This window comes from Arthrobacter sp. Leaf69 (assembly GCF_001422645.1).
In the GTDB taxonomy this organism is placed as follows: Bacteria; Actinomycetota; Actinomycetes; order Actinomycetales; family Micrococcaceae; genus Arthrobacter.
Genome location: NZ_LMLR01000011.1, coordinates 27567 through 51718 on the forward strand (window position 1 = coordinate 27567; position 24152 = coordinate 51718).

Here is a 24152-nt window from a genome sequence, read left to right on the forward strand (position 1 = left end):
GCCGCCGAGCCTACGCCCGCCCGGCGGCAGCGGGGTAGGGGATAAGGTCACAATCCCGGGCAGATCGTCCGGCTACCCGGGTCTTTGTGCCCGCCACGGGGTATTCTGGCATCACCATCGTCAGCGTTGACGATCGTCGCGTTCGTTTGTATCGAATTGGGGCCATGAGCATGCATTCAATGGGGGACCGCCCGGACCAGACCGCCACGGAGCCACAACCCATGGTTGACGGTGTCCTCCGGGGTTTCGTGTCCAGGGCCGAGGAACTCCTCCAGTCCCAGGAACGCATGGCCGGGCTGCTGGAAGCAGTCGTGGCTGTCGCCGAGGACCTCAGCCTGGACGCCGTGCTGGAGCGCGTGGTGGAGTCCGCCTGCCGGCTTCTTCATGCCCGCTATGGCGCCTTGGGCGTCATCGGCGATGACCGCGCACTCAGCCACTTCATCACTGTCGGCATTGACGAGGAACTCGCCCACCGGATCGGGCCGCTGCCAACCGGCCACGGCGTCCTGGGTCTGCTGATTTCCGAGCCCCGGCCCCTCAGGCTCCATGACCTGCGCCAGCATCTGGAATCCTACGGCTTCCCGGCGAACCATCCCCCCATGAAGTCCTTCCTCGGTGTCCCGGTGCGGGTCCGGGACGTGGTCTTCGGCAACCTCTACCTGACGGAAAAGGAAGACGGCAGCGACTTCACGGCCGAGGACGAGGGCCTGGCCGTCGCGCTGGCCGCCGCCGCGGGCGTGGCCATCGAGAATGCCCGCCTCTATGACGACGCCCGGCGCCGGGCCCGCTGGCTGGAAGCCTGTATGGACGTTTCCGGGCTCATGCTCAGCAGCGACCGCGACTACACCTCCGGGGGACTGGATCCCATCGCCAGCAGGGCACTGCAGGAATCCGGCTCCCAGCTCGCGCTGCTGGTGGCGGCCGCCGGGGACGCCTCGGGCCATATTGTGGCCGGCGTCGCCGGCAAGCGTGGTTCACAGTTCTCCGGCCGCTCTCTGCCACTGGATTCGCCGCTGCTGGAAAGTGTCCTCGAAGGCGGAGAGCCTGTTGTCCTTGAAGACGCCTCCGCTCTGTTCGGAGAGATCGACGGCGGGATCACCGGGCCGCTGCTGGCGGTGGCGCTGAGCACGCAGGGAGCGCATCACGGGCTCCTGGTGCTGGTCCGGGATCCGGACGCGCTCCATTTCGCCCGCACGGACATCGAAATGGGGGCCGTCTTCGGTTCCCATGTGGCCCTCGCCCTTGAGCTTGCCCGCGTCCACCGGCTCCGGGAGGAGCTGCTGGTGTTCACTGACCGTGACCGCATCGCCCGTGACCTTCACGATCTTGTCATCCAGCGGCTGTTCGCGGCGGGACTGAGCGTCCAGAGCCTGACCCGCTTCACCAAGGACGAGCTCGCCACCGAAAGGATCCGAACCATCACCGGTGAGCTTGACGAGGCGATCCGGAGCCTGCGGGACACCATCTACTCGCTCAAGAGCAGCAGCGGTGAAACGGAACTGCTCAGCGGCCGGATCCGGCGGGTGACCCGCAGCTCGGCGAAGTCCATGCCGTTCACACCGCGGCTGACCCTGACGGGCCCGGTGGACGCGGTCACGCCGGACAAGGCGGACAATGTTGTGGCCGTGGTCTCGGAGGGCCTCAGCAACGCCATCAGGCATTCCGGGGCGGATGCCATCTCCGTGTCGGTCGGCGTCGTCAAGGGGCGGGTCACGGTTGTCATCACGGACAACGGTGCGGGCTTCGCCGAACCGGAAAAGCGCAGGGGACTGGCCAACCTGGAAGACCGCGCCAGGATGCTTGACGGCGAATGTTCGATCGTCAGCGCCCCGGATACCGGCACGAGCCTTGAGTGGTCGGTGCCGCTCTAGGAGCGGACATCCTCAGGTGCGCTGTCAGGATGCGCTGTCAGGATGCGCGGTCAGCTACAGCCGCGAGCGGCGGCTGCCGGCTAGCGGACGCTGTGGGTGCGGTGACTCTCGGCCTGGCCTGCGGGTTGCACAGGCGACGCCGGGCCGGCGATGAACACGGCGGCTTGGGTCCTCCGTTCGAAGCCCAGCTTGGCCAGCAGTGAGGAGACATAGTTCTTGACCGTCTTCTCCGCAAGGAACATTTCCGCCGCGATCTGGCGGTTGGTGAGTCCGCCGCCCACCAGCTCCAGCACCCGGCGCTCCTGGGGTGTGAGGGAAGACGTCCGGGGGTCCACTTCTTCAGCCTCCACCAGGCTCTCCACGACGCCGGCGGCTACGCCCTCCTCGAAGAGCGACTCGCCTGCCGCCGCCCGGCGCAATGCACCGATCAGGTCCGTGCCGCCAATTTCTTTCAGGACATAGCCCCTCGCGCCAGCCAGGACGGCCCCGCGCAGCGCTTGTTCGTCGTCGAAACTGGTCAGAATAATGCAGTTCAGCGATGGGTCTACCGAGCGCACGTCACGGCAGACCTCAATTCCGGTCCCGTCCGGAAGCCTGGCATCCAGGACACAGACGTCAGGATGAAGAGCGGGAATCCGGCGGGTCGCCTCCACGGCTGAACCCGAACTTCCCACCACCTGGAAGCCTTCACCCTCAAGAAGCTCCTGAAGGCCGCGCCGGACGAGTTCGTGGTCATCCAGGATGAAGACTCGTATGACGGCCCGCGCCCCGTCGGGTGCAGTGAGACCTGCGTCTGCCCAGGCAATCATGATTCTCCCTCCGGCGGCTTGCGCCGCCACGTATGGTGCGGTGGTCCCCAGCCTGTCCGCAGATCATACCTGCGCGTCCGCTGACTCCATTGTCGCCGACTTGGGCGCCGCTGTCGCTGTTCGCCCTGGTCGCCCGGGAACTGACGGTCCCTGCGGGTTGCCCCCTGCGAGTGGTTTACCACCGACGACTGCAATTCTTGCCCCTGCCGGGGACCCCGGCAAGGGTCCTTGGTCCCGCCGGGACATCTCGTGCAAACCGCGCCTAGGACATATGGCCCTAGCCGTCGTCGTGGCTGGCCGGTCATTGTAGGCTGGACGCGCCAGCTGTACGACGAAGGGATCAGCAATGACCGAAGCCAGGGACATCCGGACCATCGTGGTGGGGGTTGACGGCTCCGATGCTTCGGTGGAGGCGCTGCGCCAGGCACAAAGCCTCGCCGGGCCGCTCTCGGCCACGCTGGTCGCCATGGCCAGCTGGGATGTCCCTCCCGTGTACGACGGTTACGTCGCCATGGGCATCGACGACTTCGACGTCCGTGCCGGCGAAATCCTCCAAGAGACAGTGGACAAGGCATTCGGGGCGGCAAGGCCCGCCAACGTCGAAACGCGGCTCGTGCAGGGGCACCCGAGGTACACCCTGATTGAGGCCAGCCGGGACGCCGACCTGCTGGTGGTGGGCCGCCGCGGGCACGGAGGCTTTGGCGGAATGCTGATCGGGTCCGTGAGCTCTGCGCTGGTGGCCCATGCCCATTGCCCCGTACTGGTGGTCCATTCTCCGGAAACGAAGGCGGCCAAAGCCGCCAAGTAGGCGCCGGTGGAAATTTCCAGGGGGTAGTAGTGCGGTCCTGCCGGTCTGATGCCGCCTATTCGAACGAAGCCCGGCGGGGATCGGAGAGCCGGGTGGCCCACATGTCAGGCCGGTTGACCTTGAACCGGCGCCCGGTCATGGCCTTGGGGGCAAGACGCACGTAGTAGTCCTTGTCGCCAGGTTGCCACGGTTCGAGCAGTTGTTGATCGACTGCGTCCTTTTCCTGCTGGCTTTCGATCAGCTGTGCTTCGCCGCGGGCCACAACGCTCCAGGCCTGCTGTTCGTGGGCGTCATAGCCGTCGATCTCGAAGGCGACCGGCTTGGCCGTCATCGCGGCCCACAGTTTGGACCCGCCGGCGGTGCGGAACACAATGGAGCGGCGCTCCAGCGCGAAGTTCACGGGAAAGATCTCCGGATGGCCGTCCACGATCAGGGCGATCCGCCCCACAACTTCCGTTTCCAGAAGTGTCCAGCACTGGTCAAGGGACAGGCCAAAATCGGGCGCGGGCGTGCTCTCTGTGTTCATGTGGACCCACGTTACGGTCTGTCCCGGCACCCCATCAGGGCCATAAGGCCCGCACCGGACGCCGCCGCCTACCAGGGGCTCGGCTTGTAGTCCTTCAGGAAAACGCCGTACTGGTCCTCGCCCGACTCGCCCATCACGATCGGATCGTAGACCCGGGCAGCCCCGTCGACGAGGTCGAGGGGGGCGTGGAACCCTTCCTCCATCAGGCGCACCTTGGTGTAGTGCGGGCGCTCATCAGTGATCCAGCCGGTATCGACGGCGGTCATGAGGATGCCGTCGGCGTCCAGCATCTCCTGGGCGCTGGTCCGGGTCATCATGTTCAGCGCGGCCTTGGCCATGTTGGTGTGCGGGTGGCCCGGGCCTTTGTAGGCGCGGGAGAACTGGCCCTCCATGGCGCTGACGTTCACGATGTACTTCCGCTTGGCGGTGGAGCGTTTCATCGCGCCGCGGAGCCGGCTGACGAGGAGGAAAGGCGCGGTGACGTTGCACAGCTGGACTTCGAGCATCTCGAGGGGATCCACCTCGTCCACCACCTGGGTCCAGCTGTTGATGGCGGCCAGGTCCGGGACCAGGCCGCCCGCGTCGATGGCGGTGCCGGCGGCGATCCGCTCCAGCGAAGCGGAGCCGGTGGAGAGCGCCAGCGAGGTGATGGCGTCGCCGGCCAGCACCGGGTGCTCGAGGACGGTGCTGGCCAGGGCCAGCGGGTGCTTGTCGTGGGCGTGCCCGAAGGTCACGAGTTCCGGCCCGCCGTTGGCGGCCTGCAGGGCCGCGGGCAGCGGTTCGTCCTCGGCGTCGACCAGCGGCTTGTACGCGTTGCCGGAGCGGCGCACGGTCTGGGCCGCGTTATTGATGATGATGTCGAGAGGACCCGCCGCGTCCAGGGAATCTGTCAGCGCCATGACCTGGGCGGGGTCGCGCAGGTCGATGCCCACGATCCGCAGCCGGTGCAGCCACTCGCCGCTGTCCTCCATGGCTGCGAAGCGCCTCGCGGCGTCCTTGGGGAAGCGGGTGGTGATGGTGGTGTGGGCGCCGTCGCGGAGCAGACGCAGCGCGATGTACATGCCGATTTTCGCCCGGCCGCCGGTGAGGAGCGCGCGGCGTCCGGACAGGTCCGTCCGGGCGTCCCGCTTGCTGTGGCTGAAGAGGGCGCATTCCGGGCACAGCTGGTGGTAGAACGCGTCCACCTGGGTGTAGTGCTGTTTGCAGATGTAGCAGGGCCGGGACCTGATCAGGTGCCCCGCGATGCTCCCGGTCGTGGACGGGGCGAGCTTATTGCCGCGGGTTTCGTCGTCGATCCGGTCCGGTGCGGCCGTCGCCGTCTGGGCGATCACGGCACGGTCCGCTTCGGCGATGAGATCCCGCTTGCTGACCCGCCGGTGACGCTTGACGGCCTTGAACATCTTGCCGGTGGCCCTGCGCACCGAAACGTAGTCCGGGTGCTCCTCGTCATAGACGTGGATGCTGTTCAGGACCTTGAGGCAGGCCTGGATTTCTTCGGGCGTCAGATCGGACTGCAGATCGGGGGAGCTCATTCCCCCAATTTTACAGCCTGCGGGGAGCCCGGTCCGACGCCGGCACCGGGCTCCCCGCCCTTTATGAATCCTCGCTGGCCGGCGGGCTCAGCGGTCCTTCGGGGACGCTGCGCCCGGGACGCCTACTGCGGCGGCCTGGACCTCGGCGACCTTGTCCACCGATTCCCGCATGGCGGGCCAGTTCTCCGTGGCGGCACGGACGGCGTCGGGCACCAGGATCAGGTTGGCGGCCGACAAGGCGCGTTCCTGCTCGCCGGGTTCGGGCACGAACTGCCCCTTCGACAGGACAGTGATGCCCGATTCGGTGACCTTGAAGCCGCGGGACCGGTCCAGATCGGCGTCGAGGCCGATCGCTGCGCCCGCCGGGACCTTGACGTTCTTGTCGATGATGGCGCGCTTGACGACGGCCCCCGCACCGATGTTGACCTTGTCCATGAGGACGGAGTCCAGCACCCGGCTGGACGTACCGACGTAGACGTCGTTGGACAGCACGGAGCCTTCCACGATGCCGCCGGAGATCACGACCCCGCTGGCGACGATCGAATCCAAGGCCGTGCCCACGGTGTTCTTCTGGCCGCGCACGAACTTGGCCGGCGGGGAGATGCTCTGCCGCGTGTAGATGGGCCATTCGGAGTTGTACAGGTTGAACACCGGCACGGGCGAGATGAGGTCCATGTGCGCGTCGTAGAACGAGTCGATGGTGCCGACGTCGCGCCAGTAGGTGCGGTCGCGTTCGGTGGAGCCGGGGATCTCGTTCAGGGTGAAGTCGTAGACACCGGCCTCTCCCTTGTCCACGAAGTAGGGAATGATGTCACCGCCCATGTCGTGCTTGGTGTCCAGGCGCTCGGCGTCGACGTGCAGGGCCTCGACGAGGGCGTCGGCGTCGAAGACGTAGTTGCCCATGGAGGCGAGGAACTGGCTGGGATCAGCGGCCAGGCCCGGCGTGGAGGATGGCTTCTCGACGAAGGCCGCGATCTTCTCCGGGTTTTCCTGGTCCACTTCGATGACACCGAACTGGTCGGCCATGTGCAGCGGCTGGCGGACGGCGGCGACGGTGGCCTTGGCGCCGCTGGCGACGTGCTGGTCCACCATCTGGGCAAAGTCCATCCGGTAGACGTGGTCTGCGCCCACAACCACCACGATGTCCGGGTTGGCATCATGGATCAGGTTCAGGGACTGGTAGATGGCGTTGGCGCTGCCGAGGAACCAGCTCTTGCCCACACGCTGCTGCGCAGGGACGGAGGCGATGTAATTGCCCAGCTGGGTGGACATCCGCCAGGTCTCGGAAATATGGCGGTCCAGGCTGTGCGACTTGTATTGCGTCAGCACAACGATCTGCAAGTAGCGGGAATTGACCAGGTTGGACAACGCAAAGTCAATGAGCCGGTAGCTTCCTGCGAACGGGACGCCGGGCTTGGCCCGGTCCGCCGTCAGTGGCATGAGCCGGTTTCCCTCGCCGCCTGCAAGGACAATAGCCAGAACTTTCTTATTCGGCATGGTGATCGCTCCTGAACGCCTTTGTACTTCCCCAAACAGTCCGGCACGCCCGAACGTCTTCACACTAGATCAGTTCCACCGTAACGACTACCTTGGGGTTTGTGCGTATAGACATTGTGACCAAAGAATTCCCGCCCGAAATCTATGGCGGCGCCGGGGTCCACGTGGCCGAACTCAGCCGGGTGCTCGCCCAGCACGTGGATCTGCAGGTGCGCGCCTTCGGCGCGCCCCGTGAACCGGGGTACCACGGCGCGACGGTCACGTCCTACGCCGTGCCCGAGGACCTTTCCGGGGCGAACGCCGCAGTGCAGACCCTGGGGGTGGACCTGCGGATCGTTCCGGACATCGCCGGCGCGGACCTGGTGCACTCGCACACGTGGTATGCCAACATGGCCGGGCACATCGCCTCGCTGCTGCACGGCATTCCGCACGTGCTCAGCGCGCACAGCCTCGAGCCGCTGCGTCCGTGGAAGGCCGAGCAGCTCGGCGGCGGCTACGCGCTGTCCTCCTGGGTGGAAAAAACCGCCTACGAGGCCGCGGCCGCGATCATCGCCGTCTCCGAGGGCATGCGCCAGGACATTCTCCGCAGCTACCCCGAGGTTGACCCCGCCAAGGTCAAGGTGGTCCACAACGGGATCGACGTGAGCCTCTGGAACCGGGACGAGGGCGACGACGTCGTGCGCGCCCTGGGGATCGACCCGGACCGGCCGAGCGTGGTCTTCGTAGGCCGCAACACGCGCCAAAAGGGTGTGCCCTACCTGCTCCGAGCGGCCGCCAAGCTGCCGGCCGACGTCCAGCTGGTGCTGTGCCTCGGCGCCGCTGACACCCCAGAGCTCGCGGCCGAAACCGCCCGCCTGATCGAGGAGCTGCAGACCCAGCGCGGCGGTGTGATCCTGGTGGAGCGGATGCTGCCGCGGAACGAACTCATCCAGGTCCTCAGCCACGCCACAGCGTTCGCCTGCCCGTCGATCTACGAACCGCTCGGAATCGTCAACCTGGAGGCCATGGCCTGCGGCGCCGCCGTTGTGGCCAGCGCCACCGGCGGAATCCCCGAGGTGGTCCAGCACGGTGAGACCGGCCTGCTGGTGGGCATCGAGCAGGTCACGGACGGGACCGGCACTCCGCTGGACCCGGAGAAGTTTGTCACCGAATTCGCCGCTGCCCTGACCGAGGTGGTGTCCGATCCGGAAAGGGCCCGCGCCATGGGACAGGCCGGACGCCGCCGGGCGGAGGAGCACTTCTCCTGGGAATCGATCACGGAGACCACCCTGGAGGTCTACCGCTCGGTGCTCCCCGAGGGTTCCTGACCCGCCGCTTCCAGACAACAAACGACGACGGCGCCGCCCCGGCTTTGGGGGCGGCGCCGTCGTCGTTGTCCGGCCGGGTCAGGCGCGGCGCTTTCGATTCACTGTGCCTTTGTAGCGCGGGTCTTTCGGGCGAGCAGGATTTTCTCGTCCACCGGTGCGTCGCCGCTGGCACGCTGCCGGCGGAAGTACTCGCGGGCCTCGTCCTGGCGGACCTTTTCGGCGCCCGTGGCGATCTCGGCACGGAGATGTTCAGGGCCGAAGCCGAAAGCGTCCACCAGGTCCAGGGCGTGCGGGCGGATTTTCACCAGCAGCCGGTTGATGTAGTCGCCCACGGTCCGGGCGCGCTGCATCGAGAGGCGGCCGTTCATCAGGTACCAGGACAGGTTCTCCTCGATCAGGGACAGGCCGAAGAGGTCGCGAAGCCAAGTCAGGACTTTTTTGGTGCCCGGGTCCGTGACCTTCCCCAGCGCTTCCGTGAAGGCTTCCCACTGCAGCAGTTCGGCGTGCGCCTGGGCGGCTTCGATGAGTTCGTTCTGGTGGCTGTTGAACAGCGCGGCGCCCTGCTGCTGCGGCAGCTTGCCGGCGCCTTTCAGGGCCGAGCCGACTTCGGCGACCATGGTCTGGACACGGTCGGTCAGCAGCGCGCGCTGGCTCGCTTCGTCCTTGATCGCGATGGCAGCTTTCTGCACCGAACCGGTGTCCGCCATGAACTGCGCCACTCCGCGAAGGCCGGTCCGGTGGATGGCGGCGTCGGTGGCCTGGCCGACGACGTAGCGGGCCAGCACACCGAAGTTCACGCTGCGGAATTCCTTGGCGTAGTCGGCGAGCAGCCGCTTGGCAACAAGCTGCAGCAGGACGGTGTTGTCGCCTTCGAACGTGGCATAGACGTCCAGGTCCGCGCGCAGCGAGGCGAAGCGGTTCTCGATCAGGAAGCCGGCGCCGCCGCAGGCCTCGCGGCATTCCTGCAGGGTGTCGAGGGCGTGCCAGGTGCTGAGCGGCTTGAGCGCCGCCGCGAGGGTTTCCAGGTCCTGGCGGTCCTCATCCGTATCCGTGCGGCCGGAGAAGACGTCGTCGAACTTCTGCAGCAACTGTTCGCTGGCGAAGCCCGCGGCGTAGGTCGTCGCGAGGCGCGTGAACAGCCGGCGCTGGTGCCGCTGGTAGTCCAGCAGCACTTCCTCGTCGGTCTGGGAGGAGGCGTTGAACTGGCGGCGCTCCGTGGCGTACTGGATGGCTGTCTTCAAAGCCAGCTTCGACGCGGTGACAGCGGCGCCGTCGAGGGAGACGCGGCCCTGGACCAGGGTGCCGAGCATAGTGAAGAAGCGGCGGCCCGGGCTGGCGATGGGGGACCTGTAGCTGCCGTCGGCGTCGACGTTGCCGTAGCGGTTCAGCAGGTTGGTGCGCGGGATCCGGACGTGCGTGAAGTGCAGCCGGCCGTTGTCGATGCCGTTGAGGCCACCCTTGACGCCGTCGTCCTCGCCGCCGATTCCGGGCAGGAATTCCTTGGTTTCGGGATCGCGGAGGTCCATGTAGAAGGCGTGGACGCCGTGGTTCACGCCCTGCGTCACCAGCTGGGCGAAGACCACCGCGGCGAGGCCGTCCACGGCGGCGTTCCCGATGTAGTCCTTCCACGCGGCACGGAACGGTGTGTGCACCACGAACTCCTCCGTGGCGGGGTCATACGTGGCGGTGGTGGCGATGCTGGCGACGTCCGAGCCGTGCCCGGTCTCGGTCATGGCAAAGCAGCCGGGAATGTCCAGGCTCATGATGCCGGGGAGCCATTTCCCGTGGTGCTCCTCCGTGCCGAGGTGGTTCACGGCGGAGCCGAACAGGCCCCACTGGACGCCGGCTTTGATCTGCAGTGAGGGGTCGGCGATGACGAGTTCCTGGAAACCGGCCACGTTGCCGCCGTGTTCGTCAGCGCCCCCGACGGACACGGGGAAGGCGCGGTGCACCGCGCCGTTTTCCACCAGGATCTTGAGCTGGCCGAATGCACGCTGGCGGTGCTCGGTGTGGGTCAGGCCCTCTGTCTTGTGCAGCTCCGGCCGGCCGGCGAGCGCCCGGGAGGCACGGCGGGTCTCGGCCCACTTGCCCAGGAGCAGTTCGCCGAGGGCAGCGACGTCGACCACGGGGGCCGGCGTCCCGGACGAGCTCCCCGCGGCGGCCGGCGCCGGGGCCGATGCGGGGCGGGAAGCGGCGGTGCGGGCTGTCGTGTTACGGACGGTGTTCTCGGGGGCTTCGCCCCACTGGCGGTCTGCAAGTTCGGTCATGTCGATTCCTTCTTTGGTTCTGACAAAGGCGGTGCTGAAGTCGGTGTTGCTCGGCTCGGGGCTGCCGTGCGCAGCTCGGGGGCGAGGCCGAGGCACAGCCAGTCGGTAATCTGGCGTGCCATCGCTTCCTGCCCGGGCTTGGACGGGGACTCCGGGCTGGCGAGCCATTGTTCGCCGGCGTTCCGGACCAGGCCGATCGCCGCGTTCGGCCAGTAGCCAATCACGGCCTCGCGCCCCGCCGAGTCGCCCAAGTGGCTGCGCATGGGGCGGGCGATCATGTCGCTGATCGACGCGAAGAAGTGGCCCAGGGCGCCGTCGGTGGCGATGGTGCCGTTGGTGGCTCCCGTATCGCCGGGGGTGTAGCGCGTCACGAAGGCGTACACGTTCGGGCTGGTCTCAGCCATCTGAAGGTAGGCGGAGACCATGGCGAACAGTCCCTCGCGGGGAGTTTGTGCGCTCTGCGCGGCTTCCTGGATCCGGCGCTGCATCTGGCTCAGCACCACTTCGCCCACGGCCTGCTGCAGCCCGGCTTTGTCCCCGAAGTACCGGTAGAACACGGATTTCGAGGTACCCGCGGCGGCGGCAATGTCCTCCATGGACGCGTCACTGCCGAGCGCGTGCACGGCCTTCCGGGCCGACTTGATGAGCTCCCGGCGGCGCTCTTCGCGATGCGACTGCCAGCGCGAGGCGCGGCCGTCCACACTGCCGGCGCGGGCACTGGGGGAGTCGGCGGCGCTTCCGCCGGGAAGGCCGGGCTGGGGGATGTTCACGATACCCAGCGTATCAGGTACGCTGGGTATCGGTAACCCGCTTTGATCGAAGGAGACAGCCCATGTCCGTCAACGGACAGTCCGCACCCGGACCAAAGGAATCGACCCGCGCAGCGACGCCCCCGGCAGGCAAAGGCGCCGGCGTGCCAACGGCAGAACCGGCCGCAGGCACAGCAACCGGACCGGCCGCTTCCCACCTTCCGCAGGTTCGCAGGGCGGTCATCGTGGGCGGCAACCGCATTCCCTTTGCCCGGACCGGGGGCGCCTACACCAAGTCCTCCAACCAGGACATGCTGACAGCGGCCCTGGACGGGCTCATCGCCCGTTTCGGGCTGCAGGACGAGCGCATTGGGGAAGTTGCTGCCGGCGCCGTGCTCAAACACTCCCGTGACTTCAACCTGACACGCGAAGCCGTGCTCGGCTCCGCGCTCTCCGCAGAGACGCCGGCGTACGATCTGCAGCAGGCGTGCGCCACCGGGCTGGAAACGGTCCTGGGCCTCGCCAACAAAATCAAGCTCGGCCAGATCGATTCAGCCATCGCCGGCGGCGTGGACTCCGCCTCGGACGCCCCCATCGCCGTGAGCGAGGGCCTGCGCGAGGTGCTCCTTGACCTCAACCGCGCCAAGACGCTGCCGCAGCGGCTCCAGGTCCTCAGCCGGCTCCGGCCCAAGGACCTCTCCCCGGATGCCCCCAACACCGGCGAACCGCGCACCGGCCTGTCCATGGGAGAGCACCAGGCGCTCACCACTGCGCAGTGGAAGATCACCCGGGAGGCCCAGGATGAGCTGGCCTTCAACAGCCACCGCAACCTCGCCGCCGCCTACGACGGCGGCTTCTTCGATGACCTGCTCACCCCGTACCGCGGCCTCACCCGGGATTCCAACCTGCGCGCCGACACCAGCCTCGAAAAGCTGGCCACCCTGAAGCCCGTTTTTGGCAAGAGCCTGGGTTCCGCGGCGACCATGACGGCGGGCAACTCCACTCCGCTGACTGACGGCGCCTCCACCGTGCTGCTCGCCTCGGAGGAGTGGGCCGACGCCCACGACCTGCCCAAGCTGGCCACGGTGCTCGACGGCGAGGCGGCGGCCGTCGACTTTGTCCACGGCAAGGACGGCCTCCTGATGGCACCCGCTTTCGCCGTGCCGCGCCTGCTGGCCCGCAACGGGCTCAGCCTCGACGACATCGACTTCTTCGAAATCCACGAGGCATTCGCCGGCACCGTGCTGAGCACCCTGGCAGCGTGGGAAGACGAGGAGTTCGGCCGCACCCGGCTGGGGCTGGACGGGGCCTTCGGCACCATCGACCGCTCCAGGCTCAACGTCAACGGGTCCTCGCTCGCGGCGGGCCATCCCTTCGCGGCCACCGGCGGACGGATTGTCGCTTCGCTTGCGAAGATGCTCCACGCCAAGGGCCGCGTGGACGGCCGTCCGGCCCGCGGACTCATCTCCATCTGCGCCGCCGGCGGCCAGGGCGTCGTCGCCATTCTTGAAGCACACTAGGGGGACCCGATGACCGACAAATACACCCAATTCGTGAGCCGCAGCCCGGGCAGGGACATCGCCCGGAAACTTGGGCTGCCCCAGCCGGTGGTGTTGAGGCGCCACAAGCCGGGCCAGCCGCTCATCACCGGACCCGTACTGGTCCAGGGGACCGGCACGGGAGCCGACGAGCTGGCCTCGACCCTGCTGGCCTGGGATCTCGACGTGCGCCGGCATGCCGTGCCCAAAGAGAAGCTCGGCGCCATCATCGTGGTGCTTGACGAACTGGCCCGCCCCGAGGACCTCGCGCGGCCCGTGCTCACCGCCGCCACGTCCCTCCGGGACCTGGCACCCAATGCCCGTGTCATCACCGTCTCCCGTGCTGCATCCGACAGTGCAGACCCAGCCGCTGCAGACCCTGCCTCCGCCGCGGCCCGGCAGGGAGTGGACGGGCTGCTCCGCTCGCTCGCCAAGGAGCTCCGCGCCGGCGCCACCGCCAACGGCATCCTGCTCGCGGGCGGCGCCGGAACCACCAGCCCCAGTACGCTCGGTGCCCTCCGGTTCTTCCTTTCCGGCCGTTCCGCGTTCGTCGACGGTCAGTTCCTCACCGTGAGCTCCGCGGAAGGACAGCTGCCGGCCGACGCCGAGAAGCCCCTGGCGGGTAAGGTCGCCGTCGTGACCGGGGCCGCGCGGGGAATCGGCGCCGCGATTGCCCGCACCCTGCGCCGGGACGGCGCCACAGTGGTCGTCGTCGATATCCCGGCGGCAGGGGACCACCTTGCCGCGGTGGCCAACGAGGTGCACGGCACCGCCCTGCAGCTGGACATCACCCGGGAGGACGCCGGACAGCGGATCATCGACCACGCCGTGGAACGCCACGGACGCCTGGACATTGTGATCCACAACGCCGGCATCACCCGGGACAAACTGCTGGCCAATATGGACCAGAGCCGCTGGGACTCCGTGATCGCGGTCAACATCGCCGCGCAGTTGCGGATCAACGAGGCGCTGCTGGGCTCGCAGCACTTCCGGGAGTCACCGCGGATCGTCTCCGTGGCCTCCACCAGCGGCATCGCCGGAAACCGCGGCCAGACCAACTATGCCGCCTCGAAGGGCGGTGTCATGGGCATGGTCCGGGCCACGGCTCCTCTGCTCAGTGTGCATGGCGGTTCCATCAACGCCGTCGCCCCGGGCTTCATCGAGACCGAGATGACAGCGAAGATCCCCTTCGCCACCCGCGAGATCGCCCGCAGGCTCAACAGCCTGCAGCAGGGCGGCCGTCCCGGCGATGTGGCCGAAGCCATCGCGTTCCTGGCCAGTGACGCGGCAGGGGGCATCTCCGGCGAGGTACTGCGTGTGTGCGGCCAGAACCTGGTGGGAGCATGACCCCATCCGGGCCCGTCATCCTGGGGGAGATGCCGTCGCTGTCGAAGCTGTACGTCAACGCGGCCGCCACCGCCGCCCGCCGCCGGGTCTTGGGAACCCATGCGGGGAACGGTCTCCCGGAGGCACGGCACGAGGTCCGCGGGGTGAAGGCGGCGGTGGAGAACCTCACGGCCTACCAGCACCTGATCGGCGAGACCGCCAGCGATGTGCTGCCCGCCGGCTTCATCCATGCGCTGGCGTTCCCGCTGGCCATGAGTGTGATGAACCGGGATGACTTCCCGCTGCCTCTGCTGGGCATGATCCATCTGGAAAACCGCGTGGTGCAGTCCGCGCCCCTGCGCTTTACGGAGGCCCTCGACGTCCGGGCATGGACGGAGAACCTGCGCGGGCACCGGTCCGGCACCCAGCTGGACGTCGTCACCGAAGTCGGCTGCGCGGGGAAGGACGCCGTGAGCTGGCGAGGTGTGTCGACCTATCTGGCGAAGGGTGTTTTCCTGCCCGGCATCGACAAGCCGACGGCCGCGCCGGCGGCGGCGGACTTTTCGGCGCCGGATCCCACCGCGCTGTGGCAACTCGGCGTCGACACGGGCCGGGCCTACGCTGCCGTGTCCGGCGACTTCAACCCGATCCACCTGAGCGTCCTCTCGGCCAAGGCCCTGGGCATGCGGCGGTCCATCGCGCACGGGATGTATCTCGCGTCGAGGGCACTGGCGGACGTGGGCGCCGTGAAGGGTGAAGCCTTCAGCTGGGACGTGGCCTTCGAGGCCCCGGTATTCCTGCCGGCACGGGTGGCGCTGGATATCAGTTCCGTACAGGACTCCGTGGGGGCGTGGCAGCGCTCCGACTATGTCGCCTGGAATTCGCGTTCCGGGCGCAGGCATTTCAGCGGAACGGTTGCCGCGCTCTAGCCGCGCCGGCCGACAACATGACGGCCGAAAGAATGACGACGGCGGCGCCCGCCCCGGGAGGGGAAGGCGCCGCCGTCGTTTTCTCGGCTGTTCGCCCACTCGTTTTTTGTTGCCGGAACCGCTACTGCCGGTCTGCTGACTCCTTCACCACACGCAGCATCCGGTGGAGGCTCAACAGAATCGATTCAACGGCGCTGGGCGCACCGGTGGCAGCTTCCTCGCTGCCGACCCGTGCCGTCAGGGCCTTGACGGCAGCGTCAGCCTCAGCGCTCAGCTCGGCCTGCCGCTCCGGGCTTTCCTCCTCGACCGAACGCAGGACGTCGCCCACGGAAACCATGGCGTCGGCGAGTGGCGCGGCGTATTCATCCGGCACCACAAAGGGGGTGTCCTTGGCCCAGATGACGTCCGAAAGCACCTGCGTCACGTCCTGGACGTGGAAGGTCACCCGTTCCAGGTCCCGCAGGTTGCGGTAGTCCTCGTCGATGTCGCGGGGATGGAGCCGGCGCCGGGGGTTTGCCCGCCGGCTGGCGTCCGCCTTCTCCACCGCGAGGCGGACGGACCGTGCGGACGATTCAAGCCCGTCGGAGCGTTTTGACCAGTCTTCGTGCTCCGGCGGCCAGCTCTCCTTCAGCGCCTTGGCCATGTCCCAGAGCTGCTGGGCGAGCGCCAGGCGCAGTTCGGCGATGCTGAGCTCCGCGGCGCGGAAGTGCAGCGGCGGGAACACCAGCAGGTTCACCAGTACGCCCACCGTGACCCCGGCGCCCATCTGGAGGAGGTAGCCGAAGGAGAACTGGTCCGGATTGTGGCCGCCGACCAGCAGGACCAGGAGCGCCGCCGTCGGGATCCAGTCCCGGCCCGCGCCGATCTTCGGGAGTCCGGCGAGGATGACGCCGAAAGCCATCACCACACCGACCGTCAACGGCGTGGGACTGCCGAGGATGAACAGCACAAAGGCCAGGCCGACGCCGATTGCCAGCCCCGCGAGCGTCTGGACGCCCTGCTTCATGGAACCGGCGACGTTCTCGTACATCGCCACCAGGGCGCCCAGCGGAGCGTAGTAGGGGTAGTCGGCTGCGGACCCCGGCATAAACGGGGCGATGGCGAACGCGATGCCCGCGGCCAGTCCTGCTTTGAGGGCCAGCTGCAGCCGGGGCCACAGCAGCGCCGAGCGGACGTTGCTGGCCGCGATCCGCCAGAGCCGCCGGACGAGTGAGGGGTGTCCGGCGTGGGTAGCCTCATCTGTAGTTGTCACCCGGTTCACCCTAGGGTGGGGATGTTGCTGCGACAACTGGACGAACCCTTAGCTGGCGTCGCCGGCGGCCTGCCGGACGGCCGCGGAAAGACGCTGGGCGCGCCCGCGGGTGCGGCCTTCTTCACTCCGGCGGGGAACATATCCGAATCCGAGACCGTAGGCAGGGTCCGCGAAGCCGAGCGCTCCGTTGGCTCCCTCATGCCCGAAAGCGCAATGGCTGCCGAAATTCCGGCCGGGCTGCGGTTTCATGAATACGACGGCGAACGCGTTGTCCTGGCCCGAAGCCCGGTCCAGGCCCCAGACCTGTTCTTCGGCCATGGCGTCCACTGTTTGCGACGTCAGGAAGGGTGCGGAGCCGTCGACTCCCGTGGTTGCGGCGGCATAGAGCCTGGCAAGACCGTCAGCGGAACCCACTCCGCCAGCACTGCTCATCCCGCCGGCACGGATGACGCGGTGGTTGGGCAGCTCCATAATGGTGCTGACCGGTGCGTTGCTGTTCAGGCCATCCAGTCCGAACGGGTCAGTCCACGGGAGGTCAGGGTCATCCGCATAGAGAACCTGCCGGTAGCGCGGCTCCTGGTCCTCGGGCAGCCCGAGGAAGAAGTCGACGCCGAATGGCCGGCGGATGCGCGCATCGTACAACTCCTGCAGGGAGGAATCGGTCACCCGTCGGCAGAGCTCCTCCATGAGGATTCCCATTGTCAGGGCGTGGTAGCCGAACGATGTTCCCGGGCGCCACAGGGGCACGGCCGCGGCCAGCCTGTCGGCCGCCTCCGGAGTGGTGAACTCATCCAGGGCAAACCCGCCCGCGACGCCGGGCACGCCCGCCTGATGCGACAACGCCTGCCTGACACTGATCCTGTTCTTACCGTGGGCGCCGAACTCCGGCCAGTAAGAGGACATTGTCCGGTCAAGGTCCAACGTCCCGTCCTGCAGCAGCAGGGCGATCACGAAAGCTGCCGCACCTTTTGAACACGAGTAAGTGCCGGTGATGTCACCATGGGTCAGCTGCGGACCGCCGATGAGATCGAGCACCTTCACCCCGTGGCGGTAGACCGTCAGCTGGGAGCTATAGTCCGGATCCTCGGCCAGGAAGGCGTCGAACAGGGTGCGGACGTCCGTGAATTCCGCGGTGGCAAACCCGCTGGAGAGCGATGTTGTCGACGACCCCATCCGTTAGTCTGCGCCGTGTCCGGGGGCCACTTCTTCGCCGGCACGTACCGGGCCCGGAGGTGTTCCGTCGCCGAAGGGACGGCCGCCGAGGGCTTCGCGGCCGTGGTCAGTCAGCCAACCGTCGAGCGCTGGTCCCGCGGGAACGATCCCGGTGGGGTTAATGTCCTCGTGGACGATGTAGTAGTGCTGCTTGATCTGCACGAAGTCGGTGGTGTCACCGAATCCGGGGGTCTGGAAGAGATCGCGGGCGTAGGCCCACAGAGCAGGCATCTCACTGAGCTTCTGCCTGTTGCACTTGAAGTGACCGTGGTAGACGGCATCGAACCGGGCCAGCGTCGTGAAGAGGCGGACGTCGGCTTCGGTGATTGTGTCGCCCACGAGGTAGCGCTGGCCCGTGAGCCGCTCTTCCAGCCAGTCCAGGGCGGTCCAGAGCCGGTGGTAGGCGGCGTCGTACGCTTCCTGCGAGCCGGCGAAGCCGCAGCGGTACACCCCGTTGTTCACTTCGGTGAAGACCTTCTTGTTGACGGTGTCGATCTCCCCGCGCAGCGCTTCCGGGTACAGGTCCGGCGCGCCCGGCCGGTGGTGCTCGGCCCACTCGGTGGAGAAGTCCAGGGTGATTTGCGGGAAGTTGTTGGTCACTACCTGTCCGCTGGCGACGTCGACAAGGGCCGGGACGGTGATGCCGCGGGGATAGTCCGGGAACCGGCGGAAGTATGCCTCTTGGATCCGCTCGATGCCGAGCACCGGATCCTTGCCACCCGGGTCCAGGTCAAAGGTCCACGAGCGCGCATCGTGGGTGGGGCCGGGCTGGCCGAGGGAGATGGCGTCCTCGAGGCCAAGCAGCCGCCGTACGATCACGGTCCTGTTGGCCCACGGGCAGGCGCGGGCCGCGATCAGCCGGTACCGCCCCGGCTCAACCGGCCAGCCGGGCTCACCGTTCCGGCCGGGGGCGCCGTCGCGGGTGATCCGGTCCTCGATGTAGTTAGTGTCGCGGGTGAACTCCTCGCCGCCGGTGACATAGGCGCCCTTGGTGCTGAATCCCGGATCGTCCGTGTGTGTTGTACTCATGGTCCCAGCCTATGCCGGGGTGCCGCCGGTGGCGTGCAATGGTACGCCCTGCCACTGCGGCGGCAGTCCTGCCGCGAGGACCTGGGACAGGGGCTGCCAGGCGACCCACCAGGCCGCGCCGACCACCACGGCGAACAGCACGATCCACACGGCCGCGGGGATGCGGGTGGACCGGTGCAGCAGGTACGCGTCCGACGTCGCCAGCCGGTCCCGCCGCTTCAGGTGCACGGTGGCGAGCTTGCCGAGGTCCCGGACGGCCGCGACGAGGAGTGCCAGGCCAAGCACGATCATGACGTGGCCGGTGAATTCGGGCGGGACAAACAGCACAAGCAGGGCCGCTGCCAGGACCGCACCGGCGGTGATCAGCAGCCCGATGCCGTTGCGGATGAAGAGGAACGAGGCCAGCAGGATGAGGGTGCCCAGCGACATGGCTGCCGGACCCCAGCCGTTGAAGCCGCTCCAGACCATGGCGGCCCCGACCACGGCTGGCACCGGGTAGCCCCAGAAGGTGGACCAGACGGCTGCCAGGGGTCGCCGGCTGTAGGTGGTGGTGGTGCCCGAATGGTCCAGGCCCAGACGGATCCCGCCCACGCGCTGCCCGGTCATCAGCGCCGCGAAGGCGTGGCCGAGCTCGTGCGTCACCGTGGCCAGCAACCCGAAGTACCGCCAGGTCACCCGCGGCAGGGAGAGAACGACGGCGAGGAGCACCACCAGGGCGAGTTCGGTGCCGGTGACGTGGGGGACGGGGGACTGGGTGAATCCGGCGGCAATCCGGTCCCACCAGGCCCCGGCTGCGTCGGTCATGCCCTGCCCCGAGGAGTAGGTCCTGCCGGGCCGGCACTGTGCCGGATGCAATACGGTGTCCAGGGCCTGGCTTCCAGCCGTCCCTCCGCGATCCCTTCCCCGCACACGGAGCAGATTCCGTAGGTGCCGGCGTCGATCCGTGCCAGGGCTGCCTCAATTTGTGCCAGGCCCTGCCGGCTCTGGTCCATCAGGGCGGAAGCCTGGGAGAGCTCAAAAGCGATCGTGGAGCCCTCGGGATCGTGTTCGTCATCGACATTGGAATCCTGCCGGGCGGCGTTCACCGCCGTGATGTCCCGGCGCAGCGCGGGCAGGAGTTCAAGTTTGCGGCGGCGCTCCTCCTGAAGGAGAGTCCGGAACCGTTCGACGTCGACCATAGGCTGCAAGGCTAGCGCGACGCGCCAGCCGGCGTCGAAACCCCGAGCCTGAAAGCGGCGGCGGAATCCGCGGCGGGCCGGCACCATCTGGTTGGGCCGAAAGGCCCCGGTGCCCGGGGAATCTCCGCCGTACAGTGGGGAAGAGAGCGCGGAAGCCCCAATTCGACAGTCCCAGGAGACGTCATGGACCAGCCAGCGGCCGGCACCGTCAACAAGAACGCCGATGACGACGCCGCGGCCTTCGCGGCGGTGGAACAGCACCATGCGAGTATGCTCAAGCGCCTCAGCGCGCTGACGGCGACACTGGTCCGCGCCGTCAGGACCGCCGACACTGTGGCGGAACACGACGCCCACGAGGTGCTGGTGGAGTGGTGCGAGACCGAACTCGTCCCCCATGCGCTCGCCGAGGAGGGTCCGCTGTACACAGGGGCAGGGAACCTGCCGCAAGGCCGGCTGCTCGTGGAGGGGATGCTCGCCGAGCACCAGGTAGTCGTCGGACTGGTCGAGGACCTGCGGGGATCCACCGGGGTGGACGCCGCCGTGGCCGCCGGCTCGCTCCGGGACATCTTCGCCCTGCACCTGGAGAAAGAGAACCGGCTCCTGCTGCCGTTCATCGTCGCCTCCCCGGAGCTCTCGCTGGCGCGCGCCGTTGAGGGCCTGCAGGAACTGGTGGGCGAAACCCACGTCCACCGACACGGGACGGGGCCCGGGGGCAGCGTTTAGAGTTGCCCCATGGCTGATGGCATGCACCCTGACACTGCTCCTCGCGCAGCCGCACTGCTCAAGGAGCTTGCGGCCGCCCACGGCGTAGGGACCACCTACTGGGGGTGGGACGGCGTCGAACGGTCCGTCCCGGAGAGGACCTTGCGCGCGGTGCTCGCCGCGCTGGGTGTCCCGGCCGGGGACGCGGACGCGACGGAACGGTCCCTGACCGAGGCCCGGCTGGCGCCGTGGCGGCGCCTGCTGCCGCCGGTCGCCGTCGCGCGGGAGGGGCAGGAACTCCACGTCAATGTCCATGTGCAGCACGGAAGCGCCGTCCGCGTCTGGATCGTCGCCGAGGACGGCACCAGGTACGAGGCAACGCAGCGGGACAACTGGGACGCGCCGGTCGACGTCGACGGCGTCCTCACCGGCCAGGCGACCTTCGCGGTTCCGGACCGGGTGCCCCTGGGGTGGCACACCCTGGTGGCGGACAACGAGGGCACGGTGGCCCAATGCCCGCTCATTGTCACGCCGCGGAGGCTCCACACCACCGAGGCGCTCGCCGGACGGCGGAACTGGGGCCTGACCGCGCAGCTCTATTCCGTGCGGTCCTCCCGGTCGTGGGGCATCGGTGACTTCACCGACCTGGCCGATCTCGCCGCCATGACCGGGCAGGAGGGCGCCGGCTTCCTGCTGGTCAACCCGCTGCACGCCGCCGAGCCCCGGCCTCCCGTCGAGGACTCGCCCTACCTGCCCACCACCAGGCGGTACGTCAATCCGCTCTACCTGCGCGTGGAGGAGATCCCCGAATACGGCTACCTCGGCCCGGCCGACCGCGCCGAGGTGGAACGGCTGGCCGCCCAACAGCACTCCGCCAACCACTCCACCGGGCTGCTGGACCGGAACTCCAGCTACAATGCCAAACTGGCTGCCCTGGAGTTGCTGTTCGGCGTTCCGCGCGACCCCGCCCGCTCGCTCGCGTTCGCTGACTTCTGCGCCCGGGAGGGGAGGGGGCTCGACGACTTCGCCCTGTGGTGCGCCCTGGCCGAGAAGCTGGCCCCCGACGCTCCCCAGTGGGCGGTGGAAGCCTCCTCGCCGGAGACCGCCTATTGCCGGGAGCAGCGCGCGCTGCTGGCAGGCCGCATCGAGTTCCACCGCTGGCTGCAGTGGCTCTGCGACCAGCAGCTCGAGGCCGCCCAGCGCTCGGCCCGCAGGGCGGGCATGGAAATCGGCGTCATCCACGACCTTGCCGTGGGCGTGAAGCCGGGCGGCGCCGACGACTGGTCGCTGGCGCGGGTCCTGGCCCGGAACGTCTCGGTGGGTGCGCCGCCGGACATGTTCAACCAGCAGGGCCAGAACTGGACCCAACCGCCCTGGCACCCCGGCCGGCTCGCCGAATCGGGTTATGCCGCCTACCGGGACATGCTCCGCACGGTGCTGCGCCATGCCGGCGGGATCCGGGTGGACCATATTCTGGGGCTGTTCCGGCTGTGGTGGATTCCTGAGGGTGCCGGGCCGGGGGAGGGCACCTACGTCTACTACGACCACGAGGCGCTCATCGGCATCCTGGCGCTGGAAGCGCAGCGGGCAGGCGCGATCGTGATCGGCGAGGACCTTGGCGTGTTCGAGCCGTGGGTCCGGGACTATCTTGCCGAGCGCGGGATCTTCGGCACCTCGATTCTTTGGTTCGAGCACGACGCCGACGGTCCGATCCCGCCGGAGCGATACCGGCAGCAGTGCCTGACCAGCGTCAACACCCACGACCTGCCCCCGACGGCAGGGTATCTGGCCGGCGAGCACGTCACCCTCCGCGAATCCCTGGGGCTGCTGCAGCGTCCGGTGCACGAGGAGCGCGCCGAAGCTGCCGCGGAGCAGGAAGCCGTGCTCCGCCTCCTGCACGATCGCGGCCTCCTGCCGGAGCCGGGGCACCGGGATGTCCAGCGCACGGTGGAGGCGCTCTACGCCTTCACCACCCTGACGCCGTCGTCGCTGCTGGGTGTCGCGCTGGTGGATGCGGTGGGCGAAACCCGGACGCAGAACCAGCCCGGCACCAGCACGGAATACCCCAACTGGCGCATACCGCTCGCCGGCCCCGGGGGACCCGTCCTGCTGGACGGGCTGCAGTCCGATCCGGGATTCCGTTCACTTGTCGGCACGATCCGGTCAGCGCTGCACCCGGACGCGTTAGCTCAAGGCAAAGAGTTTTCGCCAAATCAATGACCCGCCCGCGGGTGTCCGTATACGATGACCTCGTTTCATCACACTGACACCATGGGGGAATCACCGTGAGCTATCCGCAATATCCGCAACAGACTCAGCAGCAATCCGGGCAACCGGTCTGGCAGGGCGGCGAACCGCCACTCTGGGCGCCGTACTACGGGGCACCGTTCCCGGCAGCCGTCCGCCGGTTCTTCAAGAAGTACGCCACATTCTCCGGGCGGGCCAGCCGGAGCGAATACTGGTGGTGGGCGCTGGTCTCCTTCATCGTCTCCGCCGTACTGAACGTCATAATGCTCGTGGGCGGGGCCGCCGGCGCCGAAGTGGGAGCCGACGGTACCAGCGTCCCCGGTCCCGGGATGGTGATCGGACTCATCCTCGCCGCCATCTGGTTCATTGCGGTCATCGTTCCGTCCTTGGCCCTCTCGGTCCGGCGGCTCCACGATGCGAACTTCAGCGGCTGGATGCTGCTCCTCGGTTTCGTGCCGTTCGTGGGCGGCATCATCCTGCTCGTCTTTATGGTGATGGAAGCCAAGCCGGCCGGGCAGCGTTTCGACCAGCATGGCTGGTAGCTCGGCTACAGGGACAGCAAGCTGATCCCGCAGGAAGCACCAAAAGTTGAAGGCCCTGCCGTCTGCCCAAATCAGTCTGCGGGGCCTTCTGCTTTTGCCGAATCGCACCGGGCCCTGACGACTGGCTAGACTTCGACAACTGCTGCCGCAGCCAGAGCCGGCCCCGCGGGATGGCCCACCCAACAGAAGATGTATACGTCTCGTGGTGCGTGCCGCCGGATGAAGTATTCCCCGAGCCGATAGGAAACACCCTGTGAACCCCCTCGACGACCTCAACCAGCGCCTCACCCAACAACTCGAGGAATACCTCTACGGGATCGAGAACCGACCCCCTAATGCGTCACTGTGGCTCACTGTGGTGCTCCAGGCTGCGGTGTGCGCCGCCGTCGGCGGAGGCCTCACCTTCGTCGTGGGTGCCTGCGCCGGCGTCGAGGACGGCTACGCGCTCATGGGCCTCATCGCACTGGGCGGCCTTGCGGGCCTGTGGTGGTGTGTGACTGCCATGCAGCGCCGCGGACGAAGGGTCAAGGAAGAATACGTCCGGCACGGCGGCAATCCTGCCGGAACCAGCGATCTGCTCTTCGGCGCCGTGGTGTACAAGATCATGCCGGACGGCCGGTGGAAGTGGCCGGAACCGAGTTCCAGCAGCGAATGACCTGGCTGCACCGGGTTATCGGGCACGCGAAAAAGGCCCCGGAATCCATGGGATTCCAGGGCCTTTTCCTGTTGTGCGCGGAGGGGGACTTGAACCCCCACCCCCTTTCGAGGACTAGCACCTCAAGCTAGCGCGTCTGCCATTCCGCCACCCGCGCAGGTGGTATTCGGTGAACC

The 24152-nt window shown here is 67.9% G+C and carries 21 protein-coding genes and 1 tRNA gene; 10 read left to right on the plus strand and 12 right to left on the minus strand.

The features are described 5' to 3' along the window. The first annotated feature begins 170 nt into the window (after positions 1-170). Complete coding sequence (locus ASE96_RS09600) at positions 171-1871, plus strand: sensor histidine kinase (protein WP_082492694.1); 1701 nt, start codon at positions 171-173, stop codon at positions 1869-1871. Between the two features lie 80 nt (positions 1872-1951). Here ASE96_RS09600 and ASE96_RS09605 read toward each other — a convergent pair whose 3' ends face one another. After that, on the minus strand, positions 1952-2680 hold the full coding sequence (locus tag ASE96_RS09605; RefSeq protein ID WP_056429369.1) for a response regulator: 729 nt from the start codon (positions 2678-2680) through the stop codon (positions 1952-1954). Between the two features lie 346 nt (positions 2681-3026). Between ASE96_RS09605 and ASE96_RS09610 the strand changes: the two genes are divergently transcribed. After that, on the plus strand, positions 3027-3488 hold the full coding sequence (locus ASE96_RS09610) for a universal stress protein (protein ID WP_056429371.1): 462 nt from the start codon (positions 3027-3029) through the stop codon (positions 3486-3488). Between the two features lie 55 nt (positions 3489-3543). On the opposite strand, the gene ASE96_RS09615 is transcribed toward ASE96_RS09610, so the two are convergent. From ASE96_RS09615 to glgC, 3 genes are all read right to left on the minus strand, one after another. Beyond that, a complete protein-coding gene (locus ASE96_RS09615; RefSeq protein ID WP_056429373.1) occupies positions 3544-4014 on the minus strand; it encodes a pyridoxamine 5'-phosphate oxidase family protein in 471 nt (156 codons plus the stop codon). Between the two features lie 68 nt (positions 4015-4082). After that, the gene (locus ASE96_RS09620; RefSeq protein ID WP_056429374.1) at positions 4083-5546 is read right to left on the minus strand and encodes an SDR family NAD(P)-dependent oxidoreductase; all 1464 of its coding nucleotides are present in this window, start codon (positions 5544-5546) and stop codon (positions 4083-4085) included. 87 nt (positions 5547-5633) lie between these two features. After that, a complete protein-coding gene (gene glgC, locus ASE96_RS09625; protein ID WP_200913041.1) occupies positions 5634-7049 on the minus strand; it encodes a glucose-1-phosphate adenylyltransferase in 1416 nt (471 codons plus the stop codon). Positions 7050-7144: 95 nt separating this feature from the next. On the opposite strand from glgC, the gene glgA reads away from it, so the two are divergent. Beyond that, positions 7145-8350 (plus strand): glycogen synthase, encoded by a 1206-nt coding sequence (gene glgA / locus ASE96_RS09630; RefSeq protein ID WP_056429378.1) that lies wholly within the window; start codon positions 7145-7147, stop codon positions 8348-8350. A gap of 98 nt (positions 8351-8448) precedes the next feature. Here the strand turns inward: glgA and ASE96_RS09635 are convergent, their stop codons facing one another. Next, entirely contained in the window at positions 8449-10617 is a 2169-nt protein-coding gene (locus ASE96_RS09635) for an acyl-CoA dehydrogenase family protein (RefSeq protein ID WP_056429380.1), read from the minus strand. Continuing rightward, positions 10614-11318, minus strand: a complete 705-nt coding sequence (locus ASE96_RS09640; protein ID WP_235500216.1) for a TetR/AcrR family transcriptional regulator — start codon at positions 11316-11318, stop codon at positions 10614-10616. The genes ASE96_RS09635 and ASE96_RS09640 overlap by 4 nt, the downstream gene beginning before the upstream one ends. 131 nt (positions 11319-11449) lie before the next feature. On the opposite strand from ASE96_RS09640, the gene ASE96_RS09645 reads away from it, so the two are divergent. The 3 genes from ASE96_RS09645 to ASE96_RS09655 are packed head-to-tail and all read left to right on the plus strand — an operon-like array spanning position 11450 to position 15159. After that, positions 11450-12886, plus strand: a complete 1437-nt coding sequence (locus ASE96_RS09645) for an acetyl-CoA C-acetyltransferase (RefSeq protein ID WP_156367555.1) — start codon at positions 11450-11452, stop codon at positions 12884-12886. A gap of 9 nt (positions 12887-12895) precedes the next feature. Beyond that, a complete protein-coding gene (locus ASE96_RS09650) occupies positions 12896-14251 on the plus strand; it encodes a 3-oxoacyl-ACP reductase (RefSeq protein ID WP_056429382.1) in 1356 nt (451 codons plus the stop codon). Next, a complete protein-coding gene (locus ASE96_RS09655) occupies positions 14248-15159 on the plus strand; it encodes a MaoC family dehydratase (protein ID WP_056429384.1) in 912 nt (303 codons plus the stop codon). The genes ASE96_RS09650 and ASE96_RS09655 overlap by 4 nt, the downstream gene beginning before the upstream one ends. 121 nt (positions 15160-15280) lie before the next feature. Here the strand turns inward: ASE96_RS09655 and ASE96_RS09660 are convergent, their stop codons facing one another. The 5 genes from ASE96_RS09660 to ASE96_RS09680 form a co-directional block, all read right to left on the minus strand. Beyond that, entirely contained in the window at positions 15281-16318 is a 1038-nt protein-coding gene (locus ASE96_RS09660; protein WP_082492695.1) for an FUSC family protein, read from the minus strand. A gap of 141 nt (positions 16319-16459) precedes the next feature. Next, on the minus strand, positions 16460-17584 hold the full coding sequence (locus tag ASE96_RS09665; protein WP_082492673.1) for a serine hydrolase domain-containing protein: 1125 nt from the start codon (positions 17582-17584) through the stop codon (positions 16460-16462). Between the two features lie 3 nt (positions 17585-17587). After that, positions 17588-18652, minus strand: coding sequence for a glutathione S-transferase family protein (locus ASE96_RS09670; protein WP_056429387.1), 1065 nt, complete (start codon positions 18650-18652; stop codon positions 17588-17590). A 9-nt stretch (positions 18653-18661) separates the two neighbouring features. Continuing rightward, positions 18662-19456 (minus strand): M50 family metallopeptidase, encoded by a 795-nt coding sequence (locus tag ASE96_RS09675; RefSeq protein WP_056429390.1) that lies wholly within the window; start codon positions 19454-19456, stop codon positions 18662-18664. After that, positions 19453-19830, minus strand: a complete 378-nt coding sequence (locus ASE96_RS09680) for a TraR/DksA family transcriptional regulator (protein ID WP_056429991.1) — start codon at positions 19828-19830, stop codon at positions 19453-19455. Before ASE96_RS09680 ends, ASE96_RS09675 begins: the two co-directional genes overlap by 4 nt. 183 nt (positions 19831-20013) lie before the next feature. On the opposite strand from ASE96_RS09680, the gene ASE96_RS09685 reads away from it, so the two are divergent. From ASE96_RS09685 to ASE96_RS09700, 4 genes are all read left to right on the plus strand, one after another. Next, entirely contained in the window at positions 20014-20553 is a 540-nt protein-coding gene (locus ASE96_RS09685) for a hemerythrin domain-containing protein (RefSeq protein WP_056429391.1), read from the plus strand. Positions 20554-20562: 9 nt separating this feature from the next. Continuing rightward, positions 20563-22752, plus strand: a complete 2190-nt coding sequence (malQ, locus tag ASE96_RS09690) for a 4-alpha-glucanotransferase (RefSeq protein ID WP_056429393.1) — start codon at positions 20563-20565, stop codon at positions 22750-22752. Between the two features lie 65 nt (positions 22753-22817). Beyond that, positions 22818-23321: a DUF805 domain-containing protein gene (locus tag ASE96_RS09695; protein ID WP_056429394.1), complete on the plus strand. Its 504-nt coding sequence runs from the start codon at positions 22818-22820 to the stop codon at positions 23319-23321. Positions 23322-23574: 253 nt separating this feature from the next. Further along, positions 23575-23976 carry a hypothetical protein gene (locus ASE96_RS09700; protein ID WP_056429396.1) on the plus strand — a complete coding sequence of 134 codons (402 nt, stop codon included), beginning with the start codon at positions 23575-23577 and terminating at the stop codon, positions 23974-23976. Positions 23977-24050: 74 nt separating this feature from the next. On the opposite strand, the gene ASE96_RS09705 is transcribed toward ASE96_RS09700, so the two are convergent. Then, positions 24051-24133 (minus strand) — tRNA-Leu (locus tag ASE96_RS09705). Positions 24134-24152 lie beyond the last annotated feature (19 nt).